We start from the raw sequence: 12935 nt of genomic DNA on the forward strand, positions 1-12935 counted from the left end.
CACCCTTGCAAAGGGTGCCGCGAAGCCAATAACGGCTAAAACGCCGGCTGGACCAAGTTCACGTTGTCTTTCGTGACACGCACCGTCGGCAGGAGGACTTTGGGCGGCACCTTTTCGCCCTTAAGGACTTTGAGCGCAACCGCCATACCCTCCGTGCCGGCCGGCGGGTACAGCCAGGTGGCTGCTTCATCACCCGCCCGGATGGCATCGAACTCTTCTTTCTGCCCATCGAGTCCAACTACCTTGATCTCCTTGGACCGCCCGCTTTCCTTGATCGCCTGAATCGCACCTAGTGCCATCTCCCCGTTTGCGGCGAATACGATATCCAGCGTGCCTGGCGGGTGTGCCTGAAGGATGTTTTGCATGACCGAATAAGCTTTAGGCCTGCGGTAATCGCCGGGCTGCGAGGCAACAATCTTGATGTCCTGATACTTCTTAACGACGGACACAGCTCCGCCGACCCGGTTGAGTGATGTTTCATCGCCAGGTATACCTTCGAGCACGACGAGATTGCCCTTGGGCTTGCCGTTTTTCTGAGTCAGGCTGTCGACAATGAATTGGCCCGCGTCGGCACCCAAGGCGCGGTTGTCTCCGGAGACCATGGTGATCGCGCCGGCATTTTCAATCGGCTTGCCAACGAACATGTACGGAATACCGCGCTCTTTCAGACTCTCCAATTCCTGACGCAACCCTTCCGCTTTGCCCGCCTGAACCAGCAACAATTTGATGCCCTTCGACTGCATGTCCTCAATGCCGGCAATTTGCGTCGCTACATTTCCTTGTCCATCGGTGGCAAGGAGCCTGATACCAGCAGCTTTGCAAGCTGCATCGATCTGCTTACGCTGGGTTGCTAGCCACGGATGGTCCAGACTCTCCTGCGATAATCCGATGGTGTCCGGCGCGGCCCACGCCGTGCTCATGCCACCGAACAACAATGCCGCCGCAGCTAACGCCAGCGCGATTTTTGAGGGTTTCATTCTGTCTCCTTTTTGTCGGGTGACCTATCGGCCCCTGGAACGACTAAGCTGAGCGTGAATCAGGACGGCTATCACGATGATGGCGCCCTTCACGATCAATTGTGTATAAGCGGGAATGTTAAGAAGGTTGAGCAGATTGTTGAGCACGCCGATCAGCAGCACGCCGATAATCGTCCCGCCAATGCCGCCGGCGCCACCGGCAAGACTTGTCCCTCCCACCACCACAGCTGCGATGGCATCGAGCTCGAGGCCTTTCCCGAGATTCGCCTCGCCGATGTTCAATTGCGCCGCCATGACAATGCCACCGAGTCCAGCGAAAAGACCGGACAAGCAGTAAGCGATCACCCGAACCCGATCCACTGCGACGCCCGAGAGGCGAGCTGCTTCAATGTTGCCGCCGACCGCATAGATATGGCGTCCGTAGCGCGTCTTCTTCAGGATCACGATAGAAGCCAGCGCCATCAGGATGAACAGAATGGCCTGCACAGGGACACCGCCGAGCCGACCGCGACCAATCCATCCGAGCGAGACAGGCACGCCGATCACCGGCTGCCCATCGGAATAGGCGAGGCCGACGCCAACGAGCGCCGTCATCATGCCGAGCGTGACAATGAACGGCTGAATGCGGCCTTTCGTAGTGATAAAACCGTTCAGCCACCCGCAAGCCAGCGCCACAGCAAGTCCGCCGGCAAGCGATGCGACAGGTCCATAGGGTTTCAGGCCAGCAACGGCAAGTGTCGTCAACGCGAGGATCGAGCCGACGGATAGATCGATGCCGGCGGTCAAAATGACAAAGGTCATACCAAGAGCAGTCAGGCCAACTACCGATACCTGTCTAACTACGTTGAGCAGATTTTCCGGCGTTAAAAAGAACGGTGACGACAATGCGGCCGTGACGCAAAGCAACAGAAAGATCGCCAGAATGCCGTAGCGCTGAACAAGCTCGATGCGCCGGTATGCGTTGTTCGAGAAACGCTCGCTGGAACTGATATTCGATAGTGATTCGGCAATGGCCATGATTACCTCGCAATCATTTGTAGAACGGACTCTTCGGTTGCTCCGAGCGCCATGGCCTCACCCGTGACCACGCCGTCGCGCACGCCGACGATGCGATCGGCCATGCCGATCAATTCCGGCAATTCCGAAGAAATCAGAAGTACCGCTTTACCTGAACGTGCAATTTCATCGATGAGCTTGTAGAACTCCGTCTTCGCACCCACGTCGACACCGCGGGTCGGCTCGTCCAGAATCAGCAGCGAAAAGGAATGCGCCATCCACTTGCCAAAAACAACCTTCTGCTGGTTACCACCGGAAAGCGTCATGACCGGCACTTCTACGCTCGATGCCGATACCGCCAGTTGCTTGCAGACTTTTGCAACCCGCGCCCGCTCCTTGCGGCCTTCAACAAAGCCGAACCGGCAAATGCTTTTCAGCGTGGGCAAAATGGCGTTCTCGCGAATGCTTAGTCCCAGCACGAGACCTTGTGTCTTACGATCTTCCGGAACCAGTGCGATACCTGCCTCGATTGCCTGCGACGGTGTTTCGGGCCGATGACTCTGGCCTCGGAGCGAAATGCGGCCACCCGTGACGTTCTCGAGGCCGAAGATGGCTCGTGCCACCTCTGTCCTGCCTGCACCGACGAGGCCGGCCAGGCCCACCACCTCTCCCGCACGAACGTTAAAGGTGACGTCCCGCACGCGTTGTTCGAGGCGAAGACCCTCGACCTCGAGCACGATTTCGCCCGTTGCCAACGGCCGCTTATCGGGAAAGCGTGTATCGAGTTCACGGCCCACCATAAGCTGGATCAACGCATCCCGGCTGAGTTCGGCGACGGGGCGCGTGCATACTGACCGCCCATCTTTCATCACGGTACAGGTATCGCAGAGATCGAAGATTTCATCCATCCGGTGCGACACATAGATGATCGCCACCCCCTCGCTGGAGAGCTTTCTGACCACGTTATAGAGCAAGGTCATTTCGTGGTCGGATAACGTGGCCGATGGTTCGTCCATGATCAGCACACGCGCGGATATCGCCAGCGACTTCGCAATTTCCACGAGTTGCTGCTCGGCGACCGACAGAGTGCCGACACGTCTGCGCACATCGATTGGCGCGCCGATGCGCTCCAGTAGCGCCTGTGCTTCCTTGCGCATGGACTTACTGTCAAGCAGTCCGTTTTCGATGCGCTCACGCCCCAGGAAGATGTTCTCTGCAACGTTCAATCCCGGTATCAGATTGAACTCCTGGTAGATCGTCGATACGCCCGCTTCGGCGGCTTCGCTCGGCGACTCCGGCGTGTAGGGTTGTCCGTCGAGCAGCAACTCACCTTCGTCCGGTGCGACTGCGCCACTCAGGATCTTGATGAGCGTCGACTTGCCTGCCCCGTTCTCGCCGACTAATGCATGGACCGACCCTTTGCCGCAGGTGAAGGCAATCTGATCAAGGGCACGGACACCCGGGTAAGTCTTGCTGATTCCTCGTACTTCAAGGGCATTCATAGCGCACCTCTTGAGTTGACGACGCGAGCAGATCGGTCGTTCAGGCGACTTGCAACTGGATCTTCAACACGCTCCTGTCCTCAGCGAGCCGCGCGAATGCATGTTCCACGTCGTCGAGCCGATAGATCGTCGTCAGAAACGGCGCGACGTCGATACGTTTGTAGCCGAGCAGCGTAGCCGCCTCGTGCATGTCGTCGCCCATTCCCGCGACGCTCGCCTGTACGCCCTGCTCGCGCAGAACGAAATCAAGCGCCGAAATTCGGAACGTGTGGCCCGGCTTGGCAAGGCCGAAGGCGATCACGCGCCCGCCCGGGCGGATCAACGCCAATGCACGCTCATACAGTTCAGTGGAGCCGACGCTCTCAATCGCGACGTCTACGCCGCGCCCATCGGTTGCAGCCCGCACGGTGGTTTCCAACTGCGCTGCGTCGGTCACGACGAAGTCCGCGCCCAGATCTTTTGCGAGTTGCGCGCGCTGCGCGTTCGGCTCGATCACGATCACAGGTGCCGCGCCTGAACGCAACGCGAGCTGCAAGTGCATCTGGCCGATCGGACCTGCGCCGATGACCAGTACGCTCTCGCCGAGCCGCAGGTGACTCTTGCGAAACGCGCGCACGATGCACGACAGCGGTTCGACCATCGCGCCTTCTTCGATCGGCATCGCCGCCGGCAACGGAACGACAGCGTAAGCCGGCACCCGCACGTACTCGGCCATGCCGCCGTTCACATGAATCCCGAGTTGAACCATCTGCGTGCAATTGAGAATTTCATTCTTGCGGCAGTAAAAACAACTGCGGCAACCAAGATTGATATCGGCCGTCACCGGTTGACCGACGCGCAGCCCTTTCACATCCGAACCCATCTCCGCAATCGTCCCGGAAAATTCATGGCCGGGAATCAATGGCAGGCGATCGACCGAATAATTGCCGTGATAGATATGCAGGTCGGTGCCGCAGATACCGCAGCGTTCTACCTTGATCAACACATCGGACGCGCCGCATTCAGGAACTGGCACGTCACGCAACTCGAACTGCCTGGGTGCGACGAGTACAGCTGCTTTCATGACTTTCTCTCTGACGATAAAACGCGAGGACGACACGGCCCCTCCGCCATGGCTAACCGTGGCGGTGATGCTCGTGAGTTTGTCGCGAGCCGGACAGCTCGTTACTGCCCGGCAGTGGTCTGCAGCCAAGCGCTATTGAGGTGTCGGCGCATCCTGCCGGATCAGTTCGCGGCGCTTCAGTTCGGCCCAGAATTCCGCTGGAATCTCAGCCCGGAAGGTTTGAAGGTTGTCTTCCAGTTGTGCAACCGTGCGCACGCCCGGAATGTTGGTCGGGATAGCGGGATGGCCGAGGACGAATTGCAGTGCTGCGGCTTTGAGCGGCACCGAGAATTCCCGACATACCTGCTCGATCCTGCGTACGCGCTCAAGGATCGGCTCCGGCGCGAGCGAATAGTTGTACTTCGCACCGGGCACGGCGCCCGTCGCGAGAATGCCGCTGTTGTAGCCGCCACCGAGAATCACCGACACGTGCTTCTCTTCACACATCGGCAGAAAGCCGTCCAGCGCGTCCTGCTCGAGCAGCGTGTAGCGGCCGGCCAGCAGCAGGCAGTCGAAATCCTGCTGGCGAATCGCTTCGTGCGCGACCTGCCACTCGTTGACGCCGAGCCCCACCGCTTTCACGACCCCTTCGTCCCGGAGTTTCAGCAGTGCTTTCGACGCACCCGCCATCGCGGCCTTGAACATCTCAGGCTGGCGCTCTCCGTGCGTAAAGACGTCGATGTCGTGAATCAGCGCGATATCGATGTGCTCCAGCGCCAGACGCTGCAGACTGTCCTCGATCGAGCGCATTGTGCCGTCGTAGCTGTAGTCGAAAACAGGTTCGAACGGCAGCCCGTCGACCCACGGCTCGAAGTTGATCTCGGCGCGCTTGTGCGGCTTCAGAATGCGCCCGACTTTGGTCGACAGCACGTACTGGTCACGCGGATACCAGCGCAACCCCTGCCCGCAACGCGCCTCGCTCAACCCATGGCCATACATCGGGGCGGTATCGAAGTAGCGTACGCCCGCGTCCCACGCTGCCTTGATCAACGCAGCCGAATCTTCCTCGCTGATCGACCTGAAGATGTTGCCGATCGGCGCGGCGCCGAAGCCCATCAAGGTTGTCTCGAGCCCTGAGCGCGGCCATCTACGCTTTGCTACCGGATCCATCTTTGTCTCCCATGCAAGGTGGTTGCTGCCATGAGTTGAATTATTCATCTGATCCGAATTTTAGTAACTCACTGGATGGTTACTTAACGGTGATATTGGGCCGCAGTGAAGCATCCATCAAGCGGGTTTTCCCTGACTTTTAGCGGCTTTATGCGAAACATCCAGGAGCGTCTGCCACAGCAACCCTGGCGTATGGGCGATCAGGGCACAAGCCGTAGAAAAGCGGCCATTGTTGCCACCGAGCTTTCGAGCAGGTGACGGCCCAAATGCGTAGCGAGGCCGCGTGCCTTAGCGCCTTCCAGCAGGCGCGTTTGCGCGGGTTTCATAATGAGGTCCGCCACCACCGCGTCCGGACCTGCGCCAGTCAGGTCGATCGGCAGCGGATCCCCAGCGTGCATCCCGCACGGCGTCGCGTTCACAATAAGGTCGTGCATCGGCTGTGCGGACGGTGTGCTCCGACGTATAAGCGTCGTGCCGCCACGCGAACGCAGGGCGTCCTCAAGCCGTTGCAGCGATTCCGTATTGCTGTCGAACAGATCAAGCGATGCAACCCCGGCATCGACCAGCGCGTGTGCGACGCCCGCGCCTGCCCCGCCGGTTCCGACCAGCAGCACCGACTTGTTACGTACGACATGCTTGCAGGCGTCGAGACCTTTCACGAAACCAATACCGTCGAACATGGCTCCGGACCACGTGCCGTCCGTCTCGCGGCGCAGACAGTTCGCGCCGCCCGTCTGCCGGGCCGCCGCGGACAAATCCGTGGCATAGGCGACAGCAGCAATCTTGTGCGGCACCGTGACGACGACGCCCGCCAGGTTGACAACGCCGCGCAAGCCGTCGAGCACTGCGCCAAGTTTCGCTGGCGGCACGTGCAGCGGAATCAGCACCGCATTCACGGCGTGCCGTTCGAACAGTGCGTTGAACAGTTCGGGCGACTTCGCCTGCGCGATGGGATCACCCACGATGGCGACGATTTTCGTTTCTCCGTCGATCGGCATCAGGACGGGTCTCCATGTCGAAGGGTGATGCGTTCGATCAACCGTTGCACGCGCAGCGCATCGTCGCCAACGATGGCGGGGGTCCGATCCTCGCGGATAGCGGCGCAAAAATCCCTGATCAAGTCGCGATGCGCGGTGTGAGAAAAATCCATCGGCTTCGCGCCGAAGCCCGACGAAGACGGATCATGAAATTCGTCGGTGCTGCCATCCTGGAAGAACACGCGCAAAGCGCCGCCTTCGAGCACTGCCGTGCCCTTTTTGCCGACCACTTCGATGCGCTCTGGAAAGCCTGGAAACGCAGCGGTGGTGGCAAGCACGTAACCGGCCGCGCCGCTTTCGAATCTGAGTGCGGCGCTTGCGAAGTCCTCCGCTTCTATCGAGTGCAGCAGTGTCGTCGCCGTTGCGCCTGTCACCGATGACACGTCACCTGCCAGCCACATGAGCAGATCGAGCGAGTGGATCGCCTGCGTCATCAGTACGCCGCCGCCATCGCGCGCGTAGGTGCCCCGGTCCGGTTCATCGTAGTATGACTGCGGGCGCCACCATCGCAGATCGAGTCCGGCATAGGCGAGTGGGCCGAGCGAGCCCTCCTGCACCAAAGCGGCAAGCCGCTGCACCGCCGGACGAAAGCGGTTCTGAAACACGACACCGAGCCGCACGTCGGCGTCGCGGCACGCTTGTACCAGACGTTCCGCGCGTTGCGTCGAGATGTCGAGTGGCTTCTCCAACAGCACGTGTTTGCCAGCCGCCGCGGCTTGCAGGACGAGATCAAGATGCGTGTGCGGCGGTGTCAGCACCAGAATGGCGTCGACGCCGGGATCTTTAAGCACAGCCTCGAATGATTCGCCGAGCGGAAAACCGTACTGCCTCGCGAAGGTCTCGAGCCGCTCGCGCGAGCGGCCGAGCACGCCGACCACCTCGACTTCGTCGCGCAGATCGTTGAGTGCAAGCGCGTGAGGTGTGGCGGCGAGCCCGACGCCTACGATCGCAATCCGGGTCTTACGCATTTCGGGTTCCTTGTAGTGTCGCATCAAACCGACGCGGTCAGCTCAGGCACCATGTCGAACAGATCGCCCACCAGACCGTAATCGGCGACACTGAAGATCGGCGCCTCCGGGTCCTTGTTGATGGCGACGATGACCTTCGAGTCTTTCATTCCGGCCAGATGCTGGATCGCCCCCGAGATGCCGACGGCCACGTACAGTTGCGGCGCGACGATCTTGCCCGTTTGCCCAACCTGATAGTCGTTCGGCACGAAGCCCGCATCGACAGCTGCGCGCGATGCGCCCAGTGCTGCGTTCAGCTTGTCCGCCAGCGGCTCGAGAACCTTCGTGTAGTTCTCGCCGTTGCCCAGACCGCGGCCACCCGAGACGATGATCTTCGCCGACGTCAGTTCCGGACGGTCAAGCTTCGTCACTTCACGGCTCACGAACTGCGAGAGGCCGGTGTCGGCTGCAGCTTCGATCTTCTCGACCGTTGCGCTGCCGCCTTCGGCTGCGACCGGGTCGAAACCGGTCGTGCGGACCGTGATGACCTTGACCAGGTCCTGAGATTGAACCGTTGCGATGGCGTTACCGGCGTAGATCGGGCGCTCGAACGTATCGGCCGAATCCACTGCCGTGATGTCGCTGATCTGTGCGACGTCGAGTTTCGCTGCGATACGCGGCGCGATGTTCTTGCCGTAGGCCGTCGCTGCCGCGAGGATGTGCGAATAGTCCTTCGCAATGTTCAGAACCGTCGCTTCAACGTTTTCTGCCAGACCCGCTGCGAGTTGCGGCGCGTCAGCCAGCAGCACCTTCGAAACACCCGCGATCTTCGCTGCCGCATCCGCTGCGGCCTGTGCGTTTTGACCTGCCACCAGCACGTGAATATCGCCACCAATCTTCTGCGTTGCGGCAATCGTATTCAGCGTCGCAGCCTTGATCGACGCGCTGTCGTGTTCCGCAATTACCAGATTCGTCATTTCGTCCGTCTCCGCGTTTTACTTAAAGCACCTTGGCTTCGGTCTTCAGCTTCTCGACCAGCGTCTTCACATCCGGCACCTTCACACCGGCGGAGCGCTTCGGCGGCTCGACAACCTTCAGCGTCTTCAGACGCGGTGTCACATCAACGCCCAGGTCTTCCGGCTTGATGACTTCCAGCGGCCTCTTCTTCGCCTTCATGATGTTCGGCAGCGTCACGTAGCGCGGCTCGTTCAGACGCAGGTCGGTCGTGATTACGGCCGGCAGCGTCAGCGACAGTGTTTCCGCACCGCCATCCACTTCACGCGAAACCGTCGCCTTGCCGTCGGCCACGACAACCTTCGAGGCGAACGTGGCCTGCGGCAGATTCGCCAGCGCAGCCAGCATCTGGCCGGTCTGGTTCGAGTCGTCGTCGATGGCCTGCTTGCCGAGGATGACCAGCCCAGGCTGTTCCTTGTCGACCAGCGCCTTGAGCAGCTTGGCGACCGCCAGCGGCTGCAACTCTTCGTTCGACTCGATCAGGATCGCGCGGTCCGCGCCGATCGCCAGCGCCGTGCGCAGCGTTTCCTGCGCCTGCGTCACACCCGCCGACACGGCGATCACTTCGGTCGCCACGCCCGCTTCCCTCAGACGAACGGCTTCTTCGACCGCGATTTCGTCGAACGGATTCATCGACATCTTCACGTTCGCGATGTCGACGCCCGTGCCGTCCGACTTGACCCGGACTTTCACGTTGTAGTCGACCACTCTCTTCACTGCTATTAGCACTTTCATTCGTAACCACCCTTCTCCGCCAGATTTCTCATGTCAGCCGAAACTGACCATTCGTGAACTTATTTGATGACCAGCACCTTCGAGCGATCGAACGCCACTGTCACCGCGATAATCAGAATCACGCCGAATACGATCTGCTGTGCAAACACGCTAATGCCGACAAAGGTCATGCCCACGCGCGCCACCGACACCAGCAACGCACCGATCAGCGTGCGCACAATGCCGCCCGATCCACCCGTCAATGCCGTTCCGCCAACGATCACCGCCGCGATTGCCGGCAACAGAAACTGATTGGCCAGCGTGGGCGAACCGCTCCCAAGACGCCCCGCCATCACGACGCCAGCAAGGCCAGCGAAGAAGGACGACGTCGCAAAGACCAAACATTTCGTCACGGACACTCGCACGCCCGACGCAATAGCGGCTGGCTCGCCTGCGCCGATCGCATCGGTGTGACGACCGAAAATCGTCGAGCGATGCAAAAACCAGCAGAACGCAAACACCGCCACGGCCGGCAGAATCTCATGCGGGATGCCGAACGAGGTCCCCGTCGTCCAGCCTAGCGAAGCGTTGCGCATATCGTCGCTGATCGCAATGGAGCGCGTTCCCGACAGCGTGAGCGCTGCGGCCGATGCAATGCCACTGATTGCAAGCGTCGCAATGAAAGAAGGAATGCGCAGCACGGTCTGGATCACGCCGCTCAAAAGGCCAATCGCGAAGGACGCCGCGAGTGCAATGACCGCCGCCCACGCACCGTAGCGAGGCAAGAACAGCGCGACCATCACACTCGCCAATGATGCAACCGACTGTAGCGACAAATCGATACTGCCCAGCAGCACGACAAAGGTCGTACCGGCGGCCATGATGAACAGCGTGGAACTGTCCGCGAGCAGCCCGAGTTGCGTCGATAGCGCCATAAAACCTGGCTGCGCGATTTCGATCAACACGTACAACGCCACTAACGCAGCGAATGGTGCGTTGTCGCGAAGCGTCGCCCGCGACGGTGATTTCAGTAATGACATAGCAGCCTCACACCATATGTTCGACGATTTCAACCTGCGAAGGCTTCGAGCCCACTTCGCACGGCAGAACCCTTTGCGCGCGGCCATCGCGCATCACCATAATGCGGTGGCTCAGGCCGAGAATCTCTTCGAGCGTGTCGCCTGTCAGCACGACCGCTACGCCTTCAGCCGTCAACTCGCGAATAAGTTGATAGACCTCTTCCTTCGCGCCGACGTCGAGGCCGCGGGTCGGATGGTCAAGCACGAGAATCCGGCTACCGGCAAAGCGCCATTTCGCCAGCACGACCTTTTGCTGGTTGCCACCCGAGAGATTGCGGCAAGAAGCATCCGGCCCCGGCGTCTTGATACGCAAACGCTCGATCCACTCGTTGGCAATCTTGCGCTCACTCCCTTTGCGCACCACGCCGCCCCGGCTCACGGCACCCAGTCGTGGCAACGTTAGATTTTCCGCGACGCTCATCTGCGTCACGAGCCCTTCCACCTTGCGCTCGCGCGGCACGTAGCCGACCCCCAACGCAACCGCGTGATTCGCCTGTGGCTTGAGCAGTGTGCCGCAAATCCGCACTTCGCCGGAATCGAGTTTTTCCAGTCCGGCGATCACCCGGCACAGTTCTTCACGCCCCGAACCCACTACGCCCGCCACACCGAAGACCTCGCCCTGTCGTACTTCAAACGACACGTCGTTCAACGCATGACCAAGCGACGCATGCGAGACCGACAGCGCCACCTCAGCGCGGCACGGTTTCTGCAAATTCTCGCGGTAGTACTCGCCGTGCATCGAGCGGCCCACCATCAGTTCATGAAGCTGCTTGACCGAGGCATCAGCCGAAGCCATCTCCGCCACCACCTTGCCGTCTTTCATGACGTACACGCGGTCGCTCAGCGAAAGCAGTTCGTCCAGACGGTGCGAGACGAACACAAACGAGGCGCGCGACTTGAGTTCGCGCACCAGCCTGAACAGAATCTCGATCTCTGCGGCTTCCAGAACAGAAGTCGGCTCGTCGAGCAGAATGATCGGTGTGCCGCCGGTGCGGCTCGCCAGCGACAGCGCACGCGCCAGTTCCACCATCTGCCGTTGCCCGAATGAAAGGTCCTCACAAACCGTCAATGGATCAATGTCGAGATGCACGGTGGCGAGTTCAGCCTGCGCTGCGCGTTTGAGCTTCGACCAGTTCATGCGGCCGAACGTCGTGAAGTTTTCCTCACGCCCAAGAAACAGGTTCTCGGCAATCGTCAGGTTAGGCAGGATCGACTGTTCCTGATACACCATCGCAATACCTTTCGCAGTGGCATCGCGTGGATTGCGAATCACGAGCGGTTGGCCGGAGAGTGTGATTTCGCCGGAGTCCTGGTGGTACGCGCCGGTCAACAGTTTCATCAGCGTCGACTTGCCCGCGCCGTTCTCGCCAATCAGGCCAACGATTTCATTGGGTCGGACTTCGACCGATACGTCATCCAGAGCGAGGACACCAGGGAAGCGTTTCGTGATGTTCTTGAGTTTCAGCATGTTGAATCTCCCAGGCTTACTTGACGATGCGTCGGTGCGAGCGATTGAGCGCAAGCGTGACTGCAACGATAATCAGCACGCCCTGAATGCCCTGCTGCACATAAGGCGGCACGCCGAGTAGCACCATGCCGTTGCCGAGCACCACGACGATCAACGTACCGATAAGTGTGTTCAACGGGCTGCCGTTACCGCCCGCGAGCGAGGTCCCCCCCACCACGATGGCCGTGATCGCAACAAACAACTGGCCGTCAGCGATGAGCGCGTGACCCTGCCCATATTGCGCGACTGCAAGAATGCCGGCCACGCCATAGAAGGCGCCCGCCAGTGCAAAGATCGCAATTCGCACGCGCCGCACTCGAACTCCGTTCAGACGCGCGAGATCCTCACCGCCACCGATTGCCAGCGTGTGACGTCCGAGCAACGTATGCCGGTAGATAAACCACGCGACGGCGAGCGCGAGCAAGCCGATCCATACCGACAACGGCAAGCCCAGGTAACGCGTAATCGCAATCGAACGCAGTGCCATGTCGCTCACGCGGATCGTGTTGCCCGATAGCCATGCCGTCCCGATTCCGGTTGCCACAAAGCCGACCGCGAGCGTGGCAATGAATGAAGGAATACGCAGGAACACGTGCAGCATGCCGTTGGCGCACCCCAGCACCGCGCCAGCGGCAATCGCGACGGCCAGCACCCACAGGCCATAGTGATTGTCGTTGTACGAGTTCTCGACCAGCATCGACACCGTAATGGCGGACACCGCGACAATCCCTTCCGCCGACAGGTCGATGCTGCCGAGTTGAATCACGAACGTGCCGCCGAGCGCGATGGTGAGCGGAATCGCAGCAGAAATCGCGATTCGCGCCAGATTCATCGGATCGAAGAAATCGTGATTGACCGCGCCGATGCAAAGGCCGAGCGCCAGCAAAACCAGCAGCGGCGCAAAGCGCTGCAGCAGGGAATGCATCGACATGAATCCGATCCCGGTTGTT

12 protein-coding genes are annotated in these 12935 nt (G+C 60.3%); all 12 read right to left on the minus strand.

What is annotated here, in order from left to right; genetic code table 11:
* Positions 1-35 precede the first annotated feature (35 nt).
* The 12 genes from KHO31_RS31775 to KHO31_RS31830 all read right to left on the minus strand — a co-directional run bounded on the left by KHO31_RS31775 (position 36) and on the right by KHO31_RS31830 (position 12916).
* Entirely contained in the window at positions 36-977 is a 942-nt protein-coding gene (locus KHO31_RS31775) for a substrate-binding domain-containing protein (protein WP_211625049.1), read from the minus strand.
* Positions 978-1001: 24 nt separating this feature from the next.
* Positions 1002-1994, minus strand: coding sequence for an ABC transporter permease (locus KHO31_RS31780; RefSeq protein ID WP_201086663.1), 993 nt, complete (start codon positions 1992-1994; stop codon positions 1002-1004).
* 2 nt (positions 1995-1996) lie between these two features.
* The gene (locus tag KHO31_RS31785; RefSeq protein WP_211625051.1) at positions 1997-3475 is read right to left on the minus strand and encodes a sugar ABC transporter ATP-binding protein; all 1479 of its coding nucleotides are present in this window, start codon (positions 3473-3475) and stop codon (positions 1997-1999) included.
* A 40-nt stretch (positions 3476-3515) separates the two neighbouring features.
* The gene (locus tag KHO31_RS31790) at positions 3516-4538 is read right to left on the minus strand and encodes a zinc-dependent alcohol dehydrogenase (protein ID WP_211625053.1); all 1023 of its coding nucleotides are present in this window, start codon (positions 4536-4538) and stop codon (positions 3516-3518) included.
* A 132-nt stretch (positions 4539-4670) separates the two neighbouring features.
* A complete protein-coding gene (locus KHO31_RS31795; protein WP_211625055.1) occupies positions 4671-5687 on the minus strand; it encodes an aldo/keto reductase in 1017 nt (338 codons plus the stop codon).
* A 200-nt stretch (positions 5688-5887) separates the two neighbouring features.
* Complete coding sequence (locus KHO31_RS31800) at positions 5888-6685, minus strand: shikimate dehydrogenase family protein (RefSeq protein WP_211625057.1); 798 nt, start codon at positions 6683-6685, stop codon at positions 5888-5890.
* On the minus strand, positions 6685-7692 hold the full coding sequence (locus KHO31_RS31805; protein ID WP_211625059.1) for a Gfo/Idh/MocA family protein: 1008 nt from the start codon (positions 7690-7692) through the stop codon (positions 6685-6687). The genes KHO31_RS31800 and KHO31_RS31805 overlap by 1 nt, the downstream gene beginning before the upstream one ends.
* Positions 7693-7715: 23 nt before the next feature.
* Positions 7716-8648, minus strand: a complete 933-nt coding sequence (locus KHO31_RS31810; RefSeq protein WP_211625061.1) for an electron transfer flavoprotein subunit alpha/FixB family protein — start codon at positions 8646-8648, stop codon at positions 7716-7718.
* Positions 8649-8670: 22 nt separating this feature from the next.
* Positions 8671-9420: an electron transfer flavoprotein subunit beta/FixA family protein gene (locus tag KHO31_RS31815; RefSeq protein WP_201087061.1), complete on the minus strand. Its 750-nt coding sequence runs from the start codon at positions 9418-9420 to the stop codon at positions 8671-8673.
* A gap of 59 nt (positions 9421-9479) precedes the next feature.
* Positions 9480-10439 carry an ABC transporter permease gene (locus tag KHO31_RS31820; RefSeq protein WP_211625063.1) on the minus strand — a complete coding sequence of 320 codons (960 nt, stop codon included), beginning with the start codon at positions 10437-10439 and terminating at the stop codon, positions 9480-9482.
* A 7-nt stretch (positions 10440-10446) separates the two neighbouring features.
* Positions 10447-11946 carry a sugar ABC transporter ATP-binding protein gene (locus tag KHO31_RS31825; protein WP_211625065.1) on the minus strand — a complete coding sequence of 500 codons (1500 nt, stop codon included), beginning with the start codon at positions 11944-11946 and terminating at the stop codon, positions 10447-10449.
* A 16-nt stretch (positions 11947-11962) separates the two neighbouring features.
* Positions 11963-12916: an ABC transporter permease gene (locus KHO31_RS31830; protein ID WP_236071609.1), complete on the minus strand. Its 954-nt coding sequence runs from the start codon at positions 12914-12916 to the stop codon at positions 11963-11965.
* Positions 12917-12935: the final 19 nt, after the last annotated feature.

The sequence above is a fragment of the Paraburkholderia domus genome (genome assembly GCF_905220705.1).
In the GTDB taxonomy this organism is placed as follows: domain Bacteria; phylum Pseudomonadota; class Gammaproteobacteria; order Burkholderiales; family Burkholderiaceae; genus Paraburkholderia; species Paraburkholderia domus.